The organism is Rhodoferax sp. PAMC 29310, from assembly GCF_017948265.1.
Taxonomy (GTDB): domain Bacteria; phylum Pseudomonadota; class Gammaproteobacteria; order Burkholderiales; family Burkholderiaceae_C; genus Rhodoferax.
This window is the reverse complement of the sequence record NZ_CP072852.1, coordinates 2620832-2638586: the sequence shown is the minus strand read 5'-3', so window position 1 is coordinate 2638586 and position 17755 is coordinate 2620832. Positions and strand designations below refer to the sequence as shown.

Sequence of the window (17755 nt, the reverse complement as noted above, 5' to 3'; positions counted from 1 at the left end):
ACTACACCAATTCATTGCGAATGGCGTATACGGTCAACTCTGCATTGTTCGACAGTTTCAGTTTCTCAAGCACTCTGGACCTGTATACGCTGACGGTTTTGGGGCTCAGCATGAGCTCTTCGGCGATATCTGATAGGCGCTTTCCAGATGCTATTTTTAAGAGTGTTTGAAGCTCGCGTTCGGAGAGCGAGGCGTGCAGGGTCATGTTTTCTGGCGCAGTCAGACTTTCCACCAACATGTTGGCCACATCGGGGGTGACGTATTTTCGTCCTTGTGAAAGCGTTCTTACGGCACTAATCAGGTCCGCCGGGTCGCCAGCCTTGTTGAGGTAGCCTTGAGCGCCGGCCCGAAGGCATCGGATTGCATATTGGTCCTCGGGAAACATGGAAACAATCAAAACCTTGATGTGTGAATCGGTCTCCCGCAAGCTGGACAGAACCTCCAGGCCGCCACGACCTGGCAAATTGAGGTCTAGGACCAGCACGTCACACGCGGCTGTGCGGATCGCTTCGCGCACTTCAGCATAGCTACCCGACTCGGCCGTCACCTTGATATCAACAGCCTCTGAAAGCGTATCGCGAATGCCGCGGCGCACCATGGCGTGATCGTCGCAAAGGATTACGTTAATCATTGTGGTCCATTCTGTCAGGCGACATCGTGTCGGTTGAGTTCAGTGGCACAGAGAGCGTAATCGCTGCGCCATTGCCGGGGTGGGAGCTGACGTCCAGCCAACCGCCTACTGTTTTGGCGCGCTCTCGCAGGCCGTTGATGCCGAATGACTTAGGTTTATCAAGTTCCGACCTCAAAATGCCTTGTCCATTGTCCCGAATCTCAAGTGTCAGGTGGCCTTCCGTGTCGGCTAAATCAATCGTGACCCGAGTGCATTTTGCGTACTTGGATATGTTCGTCAGCGCTTCTTGCGCCGTTCTAAATGCAACCAGTTGTACTTCTTTGCTGATCGCGCTTTGTCCGCAGTGAATATTGACTTGAGTGTCAATGCTGGTGCGCCGACCAAAGCTCGCCGCCAGCCACTGAACGGCTGGAGCAAGACCTTGATCAAGGATGGCGGGGCGCAGATTCATCATGATACGTTGACTGGCCTCCAGTGCATGTTGCAGCATTTCATTTGCCGCGCTTAAATGGGCCTGAGTCGAGGGGTCGTTGGAGTGTCGGCCAATCCATGACAAATCAAACTTGACCGCCGCCAGTGCGCCGCCTATGTCGTCATGAATTTCACGCGCTATCGATGCGCGTTCTTGATCGATGGTCGATTGGAGGTGCTCAGCAAACTCAGCCAGCCGTCTTTCTGAGCGCAAAAGCGCTACATCCGACTCTTTCTTTTGTTTTCTAATCCGCTGAACTTCAAGCGTTCGTCGAATGACCTGTGGCAATTGATTCAGATTGTCTTTCGACAGATAGTCACTAATTCCGCGTTGAATCGCTTCAACCGCGGCCTGTTCTCCAATGGCGCCGGACAAAAGGATGACGGGTGGCGGATCTTCGTATTGCTGAAGTTCATTCCATGCGTCCAGTGCCGTAAACCCAGGAAGTCGGTAGTCTGCAAGAATGACATCGAATGGATGCAGCGAAAGGGCGCCTCGGAATTCGTCTAATGTCTCTACCCGTTCGATATCGGCAACGCCCATCGCTTTTTTCAGCGCCATTTGCACCAAGTGGTGATCAATAGCTGAGTCCTCCAAATGAAGGATTCTTGGCGCAAGGGTTTTAGAGGCATTTTGCATGGTGTTTACCGCTATCATTGTCAACAATGCCGCGACTAAGCGGATGTCAATTGACCTTGCCCCTGGAATCCGTATCCCATAACCGAGATCATGAGTTGGCTTGCTTGGGCTGATTAGCAAGCCAGTTTTGCTCGAACCGCACCGGGCTGACGTAGGCCAGTGTCGAATGCAGTCGAGTCCGGTTATACCAAAGCATCCAAGCAATCGTTTCATCCTTTGCCTCCCGCTGAGTCTTGAACTTCTGTCCGTATAACCGTTCCACCTTCAATGATCCAAACAGCGTCTCGCTGCAGGCGTTGTCCCAACAGTTGCCGCGCCGGCTCATTGAACTGGTGATGTCGTACTCCTTGAGCACTTCCCGGAAGTCCTTGCTGGCGTACTGACTGCCGCGGTCGCTATGGAACATCAGGCCAGCCTGCTTGCCCGGATGCCGCTTGAACCATGCCATGCGCAGCGCATCAATGACGATGTCCCGCGTCATTTCCTCTCGTAACGACCAGCCCACTACTTGGCGGCTGAACAGGTCAATCACCACGGCCAGAAACAACCAGCCTTCGTCCGTGGCGATGTACGTGATGTCACCCACCCAGACCTTGTCGGGTGCTGCCACATCGAACTCCCGGTTGAGCAGGTTGGGTGAGATCGCTAGATCGTGATTGCTATCGGTGGTGACCTTGAAGCGCCGCTTTCCCTTGGCACGGATGCCGTGCAACTGCATGAGCTTTTGCACGCGCTCTTTGCCCACACGGATGCCACGGGCAAGCAGCTCCTTCCAGGTGCGTGGCCAGCCGTAGCCGCCTCGCGTCTCGGCATGGATGGCCTTGATGTGCACCAGCAAGGCGTCATCGCTCAGGTGGCGGAGCTGGGCCGGACTGGCCAGTCGCACAAAGTGTTCGTGGTACCCGGCGATGCTCACCCCCAGTACGCGGCACTGTACCGAGATCGGCCATGTGCTGCGGTGGCGCTGGATGAAGGCGTACTTCAAATCGATCCCTTTGCGAAGTACGCCGTCGCTTTTCCCAGAATGTCACGCTCCATCTTCACACGCGCCAACTCGGCCCGCAACCGGCTGATCTCCATCTGCTCGGCGCTGACCAATACCTTGCTGTCAGCTCCCTTGAGCTGGCCCTGGCGCTGCGCCTTGACCCAATTGAACAACGTCTGGTCGACCACTCCCAGCGTGCGTGCCGCGGCTGCAATGCTCTGGCCACCTTCGACCAGTCGAACTGCTTCTTGCTTGAATTCGAGCGTGTAGCGCGCTCTTGCTGTCTTCGTCATTTCCGTTCTCCTTGCGTGAATTTAAACACTCAGCAAGAGATACGTTTTTCGAGGGCAAGGTCAAATAGATGTCTCGTTCGGGTCGAAGCACCCCAGATGATTTTTGCCCGGGGTCGAGGAATCCTGCTAACCTTGCCATTTTCAAATCTCGCTTGTGGCGCTTTGTGGTTTGACAATTGGCATTGAGACTGGATAGAAAATGCAACAAGATCAGACAAGTTCCTCTGTTCCGGCGGTTCAGCTACCTGTGATGCTTGTGGCTGACCTGCAAGACTCCCTTCTTGTGGTCGTCCACGACCTAAATCGGCTTGACGGACTGCTTGCCCATACGATGGAGAATCTGATGGAGCGCTTTACCCTTGCGAGCGCCCATTTGGAAGATCCTGTTTTGGGAAACTCGGCAGTACTTGAGTCAGTGCGAGATACATTGAGGTCGGCTGTAACTGAGTTGCAGTTTCAAGACTTGGCCTCCCAGTTGATTGTTCACACATCCAAAATTCTTCAGGGCTGCGCTTACCGCTTGGCATCGGAGTCAATGGGGCAAGAGGACGGGGAGGCGGTGCCATTTGTTGAAGAGGTGCCGGAGCGCCCCAACCCTGTAACCCAGGATGAAATGGACGCCGGGTCCATTGAGCTTTTTTGAATTTATTTTTTCAATCATCGAAACAGTCGGAGCTACACATGCCTTTAATACTCGCAGTTGACGACTCTCCGTCCATGCGCAAGATGGTGTCTTTCACCTTAACTGGAGCTGGCTATCAAGTTGTGGAAGCGGTCGATGGGGTTGATGCGTACGAAAAGGCGCAAGCCCAAAAGTTCGATCTTGTGTTGACCGATCAGAATATGCCGAGACTTGATGGCTTGGGATTGACTCGCAAGTTAAGAGAGCATCCGGAGTTTAAAACAACTCCAATTTTGGTGCTGACAACAGAGTCCAGTGATCTTATGAAGCAGGCAGGGCGCGCTGCCGGTGCAACCGGATGGCTTGTGAAGCCGTTTGATCCGGCTCGTTTGCTTGATGTCATCAAGAAAGTCATCAAGTAACTCGTTAGACATGACGATAGAAATATCACTATAAGTTGGAGATGAGCATGGCGGCAGTAAATTCAGAGGGCGGGGGCGCGGGGAGCGACTTTGACTTAAGTCAGTTTTATCAGATTTTTTTTGAAGAGGCTGGAGAAAGCCTCGATTTGATGGAGCAAATGCTGCTGAACTTGAATCTTGAGAGTGCGGATGACGAGGAGTTGAATGGAATCTTTCGGTGCGCCCATTCAGTTAAGGGCGGCGCGGCTACCTTTGGTTTTTCTGACGTGGCGGAGCTGACTCATCAGATGGAGTCATTGCTGGATCGATTGCGGCGCCACGAACTGCAACCAAACTCGGCGATGGTCGATGTGCTGCTTGAATCAGCCGACGCGTCTCGTGGCTTGTTAGCGCGCCACCAAAGTGGTGGTGTCGGGGACCCTTTGCCGACCTCTGACTTGGTGCGAAGAATTAGTGTGCTTGCTTCGGGCAAGCAAATTGCGACAGCGCAAACCGTTGAGCAATTGGCGGCGGTAGTTGCGGCACCGCCAGCGCCGGAGCCGAGTGGGCCAGATGCTGTGGACGGAGCTTTGCGTCGACTGGAAATTGTGGTTGGCCCATTGGATCACGCCACACAAGCTGATGCGATCCCGGAATTATTTCGAGATATCCCGGGTCTTGGTACCGCCAGCTCCATGCCGTGCAGCCAAACGGGATTTAGTCAATTCTCAGTGCAAACAAGCGCTTCCGATGAGGATTTGCTCGATTTGTTTGCGTTTCATGTCTCCCGTGACAAAGTTGTAATCAATCCAGTTGGGGGTGAGTCCGATGGGACGTATGGGTTGTTTGAAGACTCTCCTGGTTCCCCATGTGCAAATCCTTACGATGACGATCCTCCCCCGGGATCTCCCTTGGCGCCTTTTCCAGGGTTTGGTTTTTTTGATGGCGCCCCAGGTGTGCCCGATGCGCGCATCGAACCCATCTCTGGTCCTTCTGCCAAGGTATCCGGCACAGGGCCTGGCAAATTGGCTGGCAGTGCTGCCCAGCCTGAAGCGGCCACAATACGAGTGGCAATAAGCAAGGTGGACCAGCTGATCAATCTCGTCGGTGAACTCGTGATCACCCAAGCGATGCTGGCTCAGAACAGCAGGGCTCTTGATCCGGCGCTTTATCAGCAGTTGCTAACCGGGCTGACGGATTTGGATCGAAATACCCGGGATTTGCAGGAGTCTGTGATGTCGATTCGCATGATTCCAATGTCGATCGTCTTTAATCGATTTCCACGGATGTTGCGGGATCTTGCGGGAAAGCTCGGCAAGAAGGTTGACTTTGTCACCGTGGGTGAAGCGACGGAGCTCGACAAGGGATTGGTCGAGAAAATTACAGATCCACTGACTCATCTCGTTCGGAATAGTTGCGACCATGGCGTTGAGATGCCTGCTGATCGCATTCGAGCGGGGAAACCGGAAACGGGAACGATCACGCTATCTGCTGCCCATCAAGGGGGGTCAATTGTCATCGAGGTTCGCGACGATGGTCGAGGGATGTCCCGTGAAAAAATCCTGGCGAAATCTCGCGAACGTGGACTCGATGTGTCGGATCAAATGTCCGATTCTGAGGTTTGGCAATTGATTTTTGCTCCCGGATTTTCGACAGCGGATGTCGTCACTGATGTCTCGGGGCGAGGTGTTGGTATGGATGTAGTCAAGCGCAATATCACGTCCCTGAACGGTACCGTTGAAATCGAGTCTTTTGAGGGACGGGGCATGAAAGTGTCAGTCCGCCTTCCGTTGACGTTGGCAATCATGGATGGCATGTCGGTGGGGGTTGGTGACGAGGTCTACATACTGCCACTGTCATCTGTTATTGAATCGTTTCAAGTCAAGGCGGATGCCGTCAATACCGTTGGGCAGGGCGCACAATTGGTGAAGGTTCGCGATGAATATATGCCCGTGATCGAATTGGAAACAGTTTTCCAGGTCCCTCGTTCCGACGTTGGTAAGTCAGGGGACATCATGGTCGTGGTCGAGGCGGACGGCAGTCGGGTTGCTTTGTTGGTGGATGAATTGCTCGGCCAGCAACAAGTGGTGGTGAAAAACCTTGAGTCCAACTACAGGAAGGTTCCAAACATTTCAGGGGCCACGATTTTGGGGGATGGCAAGGTCGCACTCATCTTGGATACGGGGGCGTTGGTTCGCCGTTCGCGTCATTGATCTACTTATTTACAGGAGGGTGGTATGGGGGCACTTGAGAATTTTGGGGATGTGATCGCGACGGATGCTCGGGAATACCTGACTTTTAAGCTTGATCAAGAGGAGTACGGAATTGACATTCTGAAGGTTCAGGAGATTCGGGGCTACGAGCGACCAACTCGCATTGCAAACGCGCCTCCATTTCTCAAAGGAGTTGTGAATCTCAGGGGAACCATCGTCCCAATTGTCGACATGCGGTTGAAGTTCAACTGCTCAAAAGCAGAATACAACTCGTTCACTGTTGTGATTATTTTGAATTTGGGGAGTCGGATCGCGGGAATTGTTGTGGACTCAGTCAGCGACGTGATGGAGCTTCCTGCCAGTAGTCTTAAAGCTGCTCCAGACGTGGATAGTGTCATTGGAAGCGAATCGGTATTGGGTTTGGGATCGTTGGGAGCGAGAATGCTTATCCTGCTTGATATAGAGAAGTTGATGTCGGGTATTGATATGGGGTTGGCAGCTGAGGCATCACTTTAGTCGCCTCCACTGACGAATGATGAAGGCGATGTTCTGAATGACCCCGATCCTAGAGTCACGTTTGCCAAGTGGGGTCGGTCGCGTCATTCGTGGTGGTGATGCCACTCCTCATGGAGAGTCGCGGGAACTCGAGTTCGTTTGGACTGATGCGGATTTTTGTCGAGTGCAAGCGCTTATCTATGAAAGCGCGGGTATTAGCCTGCACGAAGGCAAGCACGCCATGGTGTACAGCAGGCTTTCTAGGCGTCTGCGAGAGACTGGCCATCAAAGCTTCAAGGAGTATCTTTTGGGCTTGGAGTCTGGAGATGGGCCAGAGTGGCAAGAGTTCGTGAATGCGCTGACCACCAATTTAACATCTTTTTTCCGTGAGTCACACCATTTTGAGATCCTCGCGGCGCACTTGAAAAATAGTCCTGGAGGACGCCCCTGGCGGATCTGGTGTAGTGCTTCGTCGACGGGTGAGGAGCCCTATTCAATTGCCATGACCGCTGTTGAGGTTTTGGGCGACCGTGGTGAATTTTCGTTAATCGCAAGTGACATCGATTCAAAGGTGCTTGCTACAGCGGCGCAGGGCGTCTATCGAGTAGATGGGCTGAAGGGCCTTAGTAGCGAGCGTCTAAGTCGTTTTTTTTTGAAGGGACGGGGTGAGAATTTGGGTTTTGCGCGAGTCAAACCTGTTTTGCAAACAAGGACTGAGTTTGTGAATGTCAATTTGATTCGCGGTGACTGGCCTTTTAAGGAGTCGTTTGATCTTGTTTTTTGTCGCAATGTGATGATTTACTTCGATCCGCCCACGCAAAGAAAGGTTCTCGAGCGAATTCATCGAGCGATGGCGCCGGGCGGACTATTATTTGTTGGACATGCCGAGAATTTCGGTGAGTCTCGTGATCTGTTCGTGCTCAGAGGAAAGACTGTTTACGAGCGCCTTTGAGCGCCGTTGTTTTGGAGAATGCGTCACGTCTCCTTTACTCCAAGCTTAGACCTAAAGGATGCCATGAATTTTCCCCATCCTAGTCCGGTTGGTTCGTCGGGCTCCGTGCCTCCGGGAGGAGGATCCGCGCGCTTGGACATATTGAAAGCGCAACCCCGCAACCCCGGTGAAGCATCCTTTTTCTACAAAGACCATCATTTTCAGTACGATGCGGTCAAAGTGCTGCCGGGTGAGTACTTCGTGTCAACGGAAGATATGGTTCTGATGACTGTATTGGGGTCCTGTATTTCGGCGTGCATTTGGGATGGACGTGTCCGAGCCGGAGGTATGAATCACTTCATGCTTCCTGATGGGGATGCAAGTGACGGATTTGGCCGTTACGGCTCCTATGCGATGGAGCTTTTGATCAATGAAATGCTCAAGAGGGGCGCGCGCCGAGAGTCTATGCAAGCGAAAGTTTTTGGTGGAGCTCAAGTAATGGCGGGGTTTACGTCCATGAATGTAGGCGAGCGAAATACAAAATTCGTGCTCGACTACTTGGCGGCGGAGCGCATACCGGTCGTTTCTCAAGATGTACTGGACATTCACCCGAGGAAGGTCTGCTTTTTCCCGGTGACTGGAAAGGCTCTCGTTAAGCGGCTGGCGCATACTCACCCAGAAACATTGGCCGTTGAGGAAAGAAAAGGCAATGCAGCGGTGGTGGCGCGCTCTACATCAGGCGGTTCAGTGGACCTTTTCTAGGTGACCGTTAGAGTTGTTTTTACTCCCTTTTTGACTTGCCGGTCGGTGCAGATAGGTTTGGCGAGGCTTGCCTTGGCAAAAGACCGTTGCATTCATTTTCATATGAGAAGTGAACAGCGGATGAGGTTGTACTTTGCGTTGACCGGGTGCTTTTGCCCTTCGGTGGTTCTCCGTGCATTGAGGGGACCTGCCGCTTGATATTTGGCTCTTCGTCGGGCCAAGCGTGTTGGTCTCCCTTTTTTATGTACGTACACTTTTCTGTCAGCAGGCGTGGGTTTTGTGAGTCTATGAGGATAGTGGAGTGAAAAAAATTCGTGTGTTGGTTATCGATGACTCAGCTTTGGTCAGACGATTGTTGGCGGAAATCATTAATCGGCAGACCGATATGCAGTGTGTGGGTGTTGCTCATGACCCGCTCATTGCACGGGAGATGATTAGGGAGTTGAATCCCGATGTGCTTACTCTTGATGTCGAGATGCCGCGAATGGATGGCTTGGAGTTTCTTTCGCGGTTGATGCGCTTGCGTCCGATGCCGGTTGTCATGATTTCGACGCTTACGGAAGCGGGGGCTGATGTCACGCTGAGAGCGCTAGAGTTGGGTGCGGTGGATTTCGTCGCGAAGCCGCGGGTGGGGCTTGCGGACGACTTCCATGAAATGTCCCAACCAATTGTCGACCGGATACGGATTGCGGCGGCTGCAAGGATCAAGCGAGTGATGCAAGCCGACCCTGTCCAAGAAATTCGGGCTCGCCCGCCAATCGGCCCATTGGGAAGAGTGTCGACAGAGAAAATTGTCTTTGTTGGCGCGTCTACTGGGGGAACGGAGGCCATTCGAGAGTTTTTGACATATTTGCCGGCAGATGCTCCGGCTGTTGTGATCACTCAGCATATGCCCGCGGGATTCACAGCGAGTTTCGCTGCTCGTTTGAACAGCTTGTGCCGTGTCACAGTGAAGGAGGCGGCGCATGGTGAGCGAATATTGCCTGGGCATGCGTATGTAGCGCCAGGTGGAATGCAGTTCCGAGTGGATCGATCTGGGGCAAATTATGTGGCGGTCGTTGAGGATGGGCCGTTGGTCAATAGACATAGGCCGTCGGTTGAGGTGCTGTTCAAGTCGGCAGCAGGTGTTGTTGGGCGCAATGCTTTCGGAGTCATGTTGACTGGAATGGGGGGGGATGGCGCGAGTGCCATGAGAGAGATGAAGAACGCTGGAAGTTATAACTACGTTCAGGACGAGGCGAGTTGCGTCGTTTTTGGTATGCCGAGGGAGGCGATTTTGAGAGGGGCTGCCGACGAAGTGTTGCCCATCGGTGAGATCGCGCCGGCATTGGTCGCCAAGCTAACGGCGTCCACCGATCGTTTTCGGGTCTGATTTGCTTAATAATATTTTTCGAACCGGTGTCTCACTTTGAGTGGAATTTGTGTGCAATAATAGAAGGCTTCGCTGATCACAGTGAGTCAAAAATCCGAGCAAGACGAGAGTCAAGTTTGGGTGGATCATTAAAAATATACAGCCGATAAGCGTGGGCGTTTGAAGGCGATTGCCAAGTTCTTCGGAACTAAGTCTTAATTGGCTTACAAACGCTCATGAAGTAAAAAAGATGTGAAATTCAGAAATGAAATTCACGTTGATTCCAATTTATGAGTTGCTCGAAAGAGCGAAAAAATCAAGATCGAACTATAGAGTTTGATCCTGGCTCAGATTGAACGCTGGCGGCATGCCTTACACATGCAAGTCGAACGGCAGCACGGGAGCAATCCTGGTGGCGAGTGGCGAACGGGTGAGTAATATATCGGAACGTGCCCAGTCGTGGGGGATAACGCAGCGAAAGCTGTGCTAATACCGCATACGATCTCTGGATGAAAGCGGGGGACTCGCAAGAGCCTCGCGCGATTGGAGCGGCCGATATCAGATTAGCTAGTTGGTGGGGTAAAAGCTCACCAAGGCGACGATCTGTAGCTGGTCTGAGAGGACGACCAGCCACACTGGAACTGAGACACGGTCCAGACTCCTACGGGAGGCAGCAGTGGGGAATTTTGGACAATGGGCGAAAGCCTGATCCAGCAATGCCGCGTGCAGGATGAAGGCCTTCGGGTTGTAAACTGCTTTTGTACGGAACGAAAAAGCTTTCTCTAATAAAGAGAGTTCATGACGGTACCGTAAGAATAAGCACCGGCTAACTACGTGCCAGCAGCCGCGGTAATACGTAGGGTGCGAGCGTTAATCGGAATTACTGGGCGTAAAGCGTGCGCAGGCGGTTATGCAAGACAGATGTGAAATCCCCGGGCTCAACCTGGGACCTGCATTTGTGACTGCATAGCTAGAGTACGGTAGAGGGGGATGGAATTCCGCGTGTAGCAGTGAAATGCGTAGATATGCGGAGGAACACCGATGGCGAAGGCAATCCCCTGGACCTGTACTGACGCTCATGCACGAAAGCGTGGGGAGCAAACAGGATTAGATACCCTGGTAGTCCACGCCCTAAACGATGTCAACTGGTTGTTGGGTCTTCACTGACTCAGTAACGAAGCTAACGCGTGAAGTTGACCGCCTGGGGAGTACGGCCGCAAGGTTGAAACTCAAAGGAATTGACGGGGACCCGCACAAGCGGTGGATGATGTGGTTTAATTCGATGCAACGCGAAAAACCTTACCCACCTTTGACATGTACGGAAGTCGCTAGAGATAGCTTCGTGCTCGAAAGAGAGCCGTAACACAGGTGCTGCATGGCTGTCGTCAGCTCGTGTCGTGAGATGTTGGGTTAAGTCCCGCAACGAGCGCAACCCTTGTCATTAGTTGCTACATTTAGTTGGGCACTCTAATGAGACTGCCGGTGACAAGCCGGAGGAAGGTGGGGATGACGTCAAGTCCTCATGGCCCTTATAGGTGGGGCTACACACGTCATACAATGGCTGGTACAAAGGGTTGCCAACCCGCGAGGGGGAGCTAATCCCACAAAGCCAGTCGTAGTCCGGATCGTAGTCTGCAACTCGACTACGTGAAGTCGGAATCGCTAGTAATCGTGGATCAGAATGTCACGGTGAATACGTTCCCGGGTCTTGTACACACCGCCCGTCACACCATGGGAGCGGGTTCTGCCAGAAGTAGTTAGCCTAACCGCAAGGAGGGCGATTACCACGGCAGGGTTCGTGACTGGGGTGAAGTCGTAACAAGGTAGCCGTATCGGAAGGTGCGGCTGGATCACCTCCTTTCTGGAAACTGCAATTTAATTTGAACGCTCACACTTATCGGTTGTTGGATGGTTGTCGCTGACGGGCATGGCTAAGGCTGTGCTCACAGGTGACCGGCTTGGGTCTGTAGCTCAGTTGGTTAGAGCACTGTGTTGATAACGCAGGGGTCGTTGGTTCGAAACCAACCAGACCCACCATTGTCGTCCAACGTCCTTCTGGTTTTGGGGGTGTAGCTCAGCTGGGAGAGCGGCTGCTTTGCAAGCAGTAGGTAGCGGGTTCGAGTCCTGTCACCTCCACCAATCTTCTTATCTGAGAGTGAATACTCAACACCAAAGTAGCTTTGAAGAAGGCTGCTTTGTTGTTGATCGAGATTACTTGATCAATCGGCTGTTCTTTAAAAATTTATAGAGTTTAATCAGCGTTGCTAGCGGAAAGTGCACATTCGTAAAGGTTTAGTGCACACCGTGCCGCTAGTGACAAATTTTTGATTGCGTCAAAATGAATATCAGACTTCACGTTTGAATTCGAATTATTTAAGTGAAAGCTTGGATACGGCATAACGCGATTGGTGAAAGACCAATCAAACATTCCTTGTGATAACTTTTAATCTCGAAAGAGATGTCAAAGTTATAGGGTCAAGTGAATAAGAGCATGTGGTGGATGCCTTGGCAATGATAGGCGACGAAGGACGTGATAGCCTGCGATAAGCTTCGGGGAGCTGGCAAATTAGCTTTGATCCGGAGATTTCCGAATGGGGAAACCCACCGAAAGGTATCGCATAGTGAATACATAGCTATGCGAGGCGAACCGGGTGAACTGAAACATCTCAGTAGCTCGAGGAAAAGACATCAACCGAGATTCCGAAAGTAGTGGCGAGCGAAATCGGAAAAGCCTGTTAGTGATAGCACGACTCTTAGCAAAACGGTTTGGAAAGGCCGACCATAGCAGGTGATAGTCCTGTATGCGAAAAGAGACGTGTGGTACTAAGTTAACGACAAGTAGGGCGGGACACGAGAAATCCTGTCTGAATATGGGGGGACCATCCTCCAAGGCTAAATACTCATCATTGACCGATAGTGAACTAGTACCGTGAGGGAAAGGCGAAAAGAACCCCGGGAGGGGAGTGAAATAGATCCTGAAACCGCATGCTTACAAAAAGTAGGAGCCTCGTAAGGGGTGACTGCGTACCTTTTGTATAATGGGTCAGCGACTTACATTCAGTGGCAAGGTTAACCGAATAGGGAAGCCGTAGAGAAATCGAGTCCGAATAGGGCGAATTAGTCGCTGGGTGTAGACCCGAAACCAAGTGATCTATCCATGGCCAGGATGAAGGTGCCGTAACAGGTACTGGAGGTCCGAACCGACTAGTGTTGCAAAACTAGCGGATGAGCTGTGGATAGGGGTGAAAGGCTAAACAAACTTGGAAATAGCTGGTTCTCTCCGAAAACTATTTAGGTAGTGCCTCAAGTATTACCGTTGGGGGTAGAGCACTGTTTAGGCTAGGGGGTCATGGCGACTTACCAAACCTATGCAAACTCCGAATACCGACGAGTACAGCTTGGGAGACAGAGCACCGGGTGCTAACGTCCGGACTCAAGAGGGAAACAACCCAGACCGCCAGCTAAGGTCCCTAAAATTGGCTAAGTGGGAAACGAAGTGGGAAGGCTAAAACAGTCAGGATGTTGGCTTAGAAGCAGCCATCATTTAAAGAAAGCGTAATAGCTCACTGATCGAGTCGTCCTGCGCGGAAGATGTAACGGGGCTAAGCCAGTTACCGAAGCTGCGGATTTGCAATTTATTGCAAGTGGTAGGAGAGCGTTCTGTAAGCCTGTGAAGGTGCGTTGTAAAGCGTGCTGGAGGTATCAGAAGTGCGAATGCTGACATGAGTAGCGTTAAAGGGGGTGAAAAGCCCCCTCGCCGTAAGCGCAAGGTTTTCTACGCAACGTTCATCGGCGTAGAGTGAGTCGGCCCCTAAGGCGAGGCAGAGATGCGTAGTTGATGGGAAACAGGTCAATATTCCTGTACCGATGTGTAGTGCGATGTGGGGACGGAGAAGGTTAGCTCAGCCAACTGTTGGACATGTTGGTTCAAGCCTGTAGTCGTGCCTGGTAGGTAAATCCGCCGGGCTTAGATGAGGGGTGATAACGAGTCTGCTTGCAGACGAAGTGAGTGATACCCTGCTTCCAGGAAAAGCCACTAAGCTTCAGCTACACACGACCGTACCGCAAACCGACACTGGTGCGCGAGATGAGTATTCTAAGGCGCTTGAGAGAACTCAGGAGAAGGAACTCGGCAAATTGACACCGTAACTTCGGAAGAAGGTGTGCCTTTAGTAGGTGAAGTCCCTCGCGGATGGAGCCGAGAAAGGTTGCAAAAAATCGGTGGCTGCGACTGTTTATTAAAAACACAGCACTCTGCAAACACGAAAGTGGACGTATAGGGTGTGACGCCTGCCCGGTGCTGGAAGATTAAATGATGGGGTGCAAGCTCTTGATTGAAGTCCCAGTAAACGGCGGCCGTAACTATAACGGTCCTAAGGTAGCGAAATTCCTTGTCGGGTAAGTTCCGACCTGCACGAATGGCGTAACGATGGCCACACTGTCTCCTCCTGAGACTCAGCGAAGTTGAAATGTTTGTGATGATGCAATCTCCCCGCGGAAAGACGGAAAGACCCCATGAACCTTTACTGTAGCTTTGTATTGGACTTTGAACAGATCTGTGTAGGATAGGTGGGAGGCTTTGAAGCGGTGCCGCTAGGTATCGTGGAGCCAACGTTGAAATACCACCCTGGTGTGTTTGAGGTTCTAACCTAGGTCCATTATCTGGATCGGGGACAGTGCATGGTAGGCAGTTTGACTGGGGCGGTCTCCTCCCAAAGCGTAACGGAGGAGTTCGAAGGTACGCTAGTTACGGTCGGACATCGTGACGATAGTGCAATGGCATAAGCGTGCTTAACTGCGAGACTGACAAGTCGAGCAGATGCGAAAGCAGGACATAGTGATCCGGTGGTTCTGTATGGAAGGGCCATCGCTCAACGGATAAAAGGTACTCTGGGGATAACAGGCTGATACCGCCCAAGAGTTCATATCGACGGCGGTGTTTGGCACCTCGATGTCGGCTCATCTCATCCTGGGGCTGTAGCCGGTCCCAAGGGTATGGCTGTTCGCCATTTAAAGAGGTACGTGAGCTGGGTTTAAAACGTCGTGAGACAGTTTGGTCCCTATCTTCCGTGGGCGCTGCAGATTTGAGGAAGCCTGCTCCTAGTACGAGAGGACCGGAGTGGACACACCTCTGGTGTATCGGTTGTCACGCCAGTGGCATTGCCGAGTAGCTAAGTGTGGAAGAGATAACCGCTGAAAGCATCTAAGCGGGAAACTCGTTTCAAGATGAGATCTGCCGGGGCCTTGAGCCCCCTAAAGAGTCGTTCAAGACCAGGACGTTGATAGGCCGGGTGTGGAAGCGCAGTAATGCGTTAAGCTAACCGGTACTAATTGCTCGTGCGGCTTGACCCTATAACTTTGATCTACGACAAGTAGTTTCAAGGAAGTTATGCCAAGTTGACGCATTCAAAAATCCTGTGCGCAGTCATATGCACATAGGTTCGTTAAATCGATGAAGCTGATTAGCTCTATAAATTCGTTGTCCAGACCTGGTGTCTGGGTGACAAAAAGTTTAAGTCTGACGACCATAGCGAAGTGGTACCACTCCTTCCCATCCCGAACAGGACAGTGAAACGCTTCAGCGCCGATGATAGTGCGGGTTCCCGTGTGAAAGTAGGTCATCGTCAGACTAGCCAACCGGAAACGCCCAGTCCAACGACTGGGCGTTTTTCTTAGAGCTCTGAAAAGAATTCTGAGAAAAGCGCCAATAAGCGTGATAGAATAAAAGGCTTCGCTGATCACAGTGAGTCAAAAATCCGAGCAAGACGAGAGTCAAGTTTGGGTGGATCATTAAAAATATACAGCCGATAAGCGTGGGCGTTTGAAGGCGATTGCCAAGTTCTTCGGAACTAAGTCTTAATTGGCTTACAAACGCTCATGAAGTAAAAAAGATGTGAAATTCAGAAATGAAATTCACGTTGATTCCAATTTATGAGTTGCTCGAAAGAGCGAAAAAATCAAGATCGAACTATAGAGTTTGATCCTGGCTCAGATTGAACGCTGGCGGCATGCCTTACACATGCAAGTCGAACGGCAGCACGGGAGCAATCCTGGTGGCGAGTGGCGAACGGGTGAGTAATATATCGGAACGTGCCCAGTCGTGGGGGATAACGCAGCGAAAGCTGTGCTAATACCGCATACGATCTCTGGATGAAAGCGGGGGACTCGCAAGAGCCTCGCGCGATTGGAGCGGCCGATATCAGATTAGCTAGTTGGTGGGGTAAAAGCTCACCAAGGCGACGATCTGTAGCTGGTCTGAGAGGACGACCAGCCACACTGGAACTGAGACACGGTCCAGACTCCTACGGGAGGCAGCAGTGGGGAATTTTGGACAATGGGCGAAAGCCTGATCCAGCAATGCCGCGTGCAGGATGAAGGCCTTCGGGTTGTAAACTGCTTTTGTACGGAACGAAAAAGCTTTCTCTAATAAAGAGAGTTCATGACGGTACCGTAAGAATAAGCACCGGCTAACTACGTGCCAGCAGCCGCGGTAATACGTAGGGTGCGAGCGTTAATCGGAATTACTGGGCGTAAAGCGTGCGCAGGCGGTTATGCAAGACAGATGTGAAATCCCCGGGCTCAACCTGGGACCTGCATTTGTGACTGCATAGCTAGAGTACGGTAGAGGGGGATGGAATTCCGCGTGTAGCAGTGAAATGCGTAGATATGCGGAGGAACACCGATGGCGAAGGCAATCCCCTGGACCTGTACTGACGCTCATGCACGAAAGCGTGGGGAGCAAACAGGATTAGATACCCTGGTAGTCCACGCCCTAAACGATGTCAACTGGTTGTTGGGTCTTCACTGACTCAGTAACGAAGCTAACGCGTGAAGTTGACCGCCTGGGGAGTACGGCCGCAAGGTTGAAACTCAAAGGAATTGACGGGGACCCGCACAAGCGGTGGATGATGTGGTTTAATTCGATGCAACGCGAAAAACCTTACCCACCTTTGACATGTACGGAAGTCGCTAGAGATAGCTTCGTGCTCGAAAGAGAGCCGTAACACAGGTGCTGCATGGCTGTCGTCAGCTCGTGTCGTGAGATGTTGGGTTAAGTCCCGCAACGAGCGCAACCCTTGTCATTAGTTGCTACATTTAGTTGGGCACTCTAATGAGACTGCCGGTGACAAGCCGGAGGAAGGTGGGGATGACGTCAAGTCCTCATGGCCCTTATAGGTGGGGCTACACACGTCATACAATGGCTGGTACAAAGGGTTGCCAACCCGCGAGGGGGAGCTAATCCCACAAAGCCAGTCGTAGTCCGGATCGTAGTCTGCAACTCGACTACGTGAAGTCGGAATCGCTAGTAATCGTGGATCAGAATGTCACGGTGAATACGTTCCCGGGTCTTGTACACACCGCCCGTCACACCATGGGAGCGGGTTCTGCCAGAAGTAGTTAGCCTAACCGCAAGGAGGGCGATTACCACGGCAGGGTTCGTGACTGGGGTGAAGTCGTAACAAGGTAGCCGTATCGGAAGGTGCGGCTGGATCACCTCCTTTCTGGAAACTGCAATTTAATTTGAACGCTCACACTTATCGGTTGTTGGATGGTTGTCGCTGACGGGCATGGCTAAGGCTGTGCTCACAGGTGACCGGCTTGGGTCTGTAGCTCAGTTGGTTAGAGCACTGTGTTGATAACGCAGGGGTCGTTGGTTCGAAACCAACCAGACCCACCATTGTCGTCCAACGTCCTTCTGGTTTTGGGGGTGTAGCTCAGCTGGGAGAGCGGCTGCTTTGCAAGCAGTAGGTAGCGGGTTCGAGTCCTGTCACCTCCACCAATCTTCTTATCTGAGAGTGAATACTCAACACCAAAGTAGCTTTGAAGAAGGCTGCTTTGTTGTTGATCGAGATTACTTGATCAATCGGCTGTTCTTTAAAAATTTATAGAGTTTAATCAGCGTTGCTAGCGGAAAGTGCACATTCGTAAAGGTTTAGTGCACACCGTGCCGCTAGTGACA

10 protein-coding genes, 4 tRNA genes and 4 rRNA genes are annotated in these 17755 nt (G+C 52.0%); 15 read left to right on the top strand and 3 right to left on the bottom strand.

Annotation, left to right across the window (positions count from 1 at the left end; translation table 11 throughout):
* Position 1: 1 nt before the first annotated feature.
* The 3 genes from J8G15_RS12105 to J8G15_RS12095 all read right to left on the bottom strand — a co-directional run bounded on the left by J8G15_RS12105 (position 2) and on the right by J8G15_RS12095 (position 3020).
* Positions 2-631 (bottom strand): response regulator transcription factor, encoded by a 630-nt coding sequence (locus J8G15_RS12105; RefSeq protein WP_210542251.1) that lies wholly within the window; start codon positions 629-631, stop codon positions 2-4.
* Positions 624-1742 (bottom strand): response regulator, encoded by a 1119-nt coding sequence (locus J8G15_RS12100; RefSeq protein WP_210542249.1) that lies wholly within the window; start codon positions 1740-1742, stop codon positions 624-626. The genes J8G15_RS12105 and J8G15_RS12100 overlap by 8 nt, the downstream gene beginning before the upstream one ends.
* 88 nt (positions 1743-1830) lie before the next feature.
* Positions 1831-3020, bottom strand: a protein-coding gene (locus J8G15_RS12095) for an IS3 family transposase (protein WP_210542005.1) whose coding sequence is annotated in 2 segments (ribosomal slippage) — positions 1831-2762 and positions 2762-3020 — 1191 coding nt in all. Because the reading frame shifts where the segments join, the coding sequence is not laid out codon by codon here.
* A 199-nt stretch (positions 3021-3219) separates the two neighbouring features.
* On the opposite strand from J8G15_RS12095, the gene J8G15_RS12090 reads away from it, so the two are divergent.
* The 15 genes from J8G15_RS12090 to J8G15_RS12020 all read left to right on the top strand — a co-directional run bounded on the left by J8G15_RS12090 (position 3220) and on the right by J8G15_RS12020 (position 17575).
* Complete coding sequence (locus J8G15_RS12090; RefSeq protein ID WP_210542247.1) at positions 3220-3663, top strand: hypothetical protein; 444 nt, start codon at positions 3220-3222, stop codon at positions 3661-3663.
* A gap of 38 nt (positions 3664-3701) precedes the next feature.
* On the top strand, positions 3702-4064 hold the full coding sequence (locus J8G15_RS12085; protein WP_210542244.1) for a response regulator: 363 nt from the start codon (positions 3702-3704) through the stop codon (positions 4062-4064).
* 47 nt (positions 4065-4111) lie between these two features.
* On the top strand, positions 4112-6256 hold the full coding sequence (locus J8G15_RS12080; RefSeq protein WP_210542242.1) for a chemotaxis protein CheW: 2145 nt from the start codon (positions 4112-4114) through the stop codon (positions 6254-6256).
* Positions 6257-6280: 24 nt separating this feature from the next.
* Positions 6281-6772 carry a chemotaxis protein CheW gene (locus J8G15_RS12075; RefSeq protein WP_210542240.1) on the top strand — a complete coding sequence of 164 codons (492 nt, stop codon included), beginning with the start codon at positions 6281-6283 and terminating at the stop codon, positions 6770-6772.
* Between the two features lie 37 nt (positions 6773-6809).
* Positions 6810-7703 (top strand): CheR family methyltransferase, encoded by an 894-nt coding sequence (locus J8G15_RS12070; protein WP_210542238.1) that lies wholly within the window; start codon positions 6810-6812, stop codon positions 7701-7703.
* Between the two features lie 63 nt (positions 7704-7766).
* On the top strand, positions 7767-8444 hold the full coding sequence (gene cheD, locus J8G15_RS12065) for a chemoreceptor glutamine deamidase CheD (protein WP_370627418.1): 678 nt from the start codon (positions 7767-7769) through the stop codon (positions 8442-8444).
* Positions 8445-8745: 301 nt separating this feature from the next.
* Positions 8746-9816, top strand: coding sequence for a chemotaxis response regulator protein-glutamate methylesterase (locus tag J8G15_RS12060; protein WP_210542237.1), 1071 nt, complete (start codon positions 8746-8748; stop codon positions 9814-9816).
* A 303-nt stretch (positions 9817-10119) separates the two neighbouring features.
* Positions 10120-11656, top strand: a 16S ribosomal RNA gene (locus tag J8G15_RS12055).
* Positions 11657-11755: 99 nt separating this feature from the next.
* Positions 11756-11832, top strand: a tRNA-Ile gene (locus J8G15_RS12050).
* Between the two features lie 26 nt (positions 11833-11858).
* Positions 11859-11934: transfer RNA gene (locus tag J8G15_RS12045), tRNA-Ala, on the top strand.
* Positions 11935-12268: 334 nt separating this feature from the next.
* A 23S ribosomal RNA gene (locus J8G15_RS12040) occupies positions 12269-15147 on the top strand.
* A gap of 165 nt (positions 15148-15312) precedes the next feature.
* Positions 15313-15425 (top strand): 5S ribosomal RNA (gene rrf / locus J8G15_RS12035).
* A gap of 335 nt (positions 15426-15760) precedes the next feature.
* Positions 15761-17297, top strand: a 16S ribosomal RNA gene (locus J8G15_RS12030).
* Together the 16S, 23S and 5S rRNA genes with 4 tRNA genes alongside form the textbook arrangement of a ribosomal RNA operon.
* 99 nt (positions 17298-17396) lie before the next feature.
* Positions 17397-17473 (top strand) — tRNA-Ile (locus tag J8G15_RS12025).
* A 26-nt stretch (positions 17474-17499) separates the two neighbouring features.
* A tRNA-Ala gene (locus J8G15_RS12020) sits at positions 17500-17575 on the top strand.
* Positions 17576-17755: the final 180 nt, after the last annotated feature.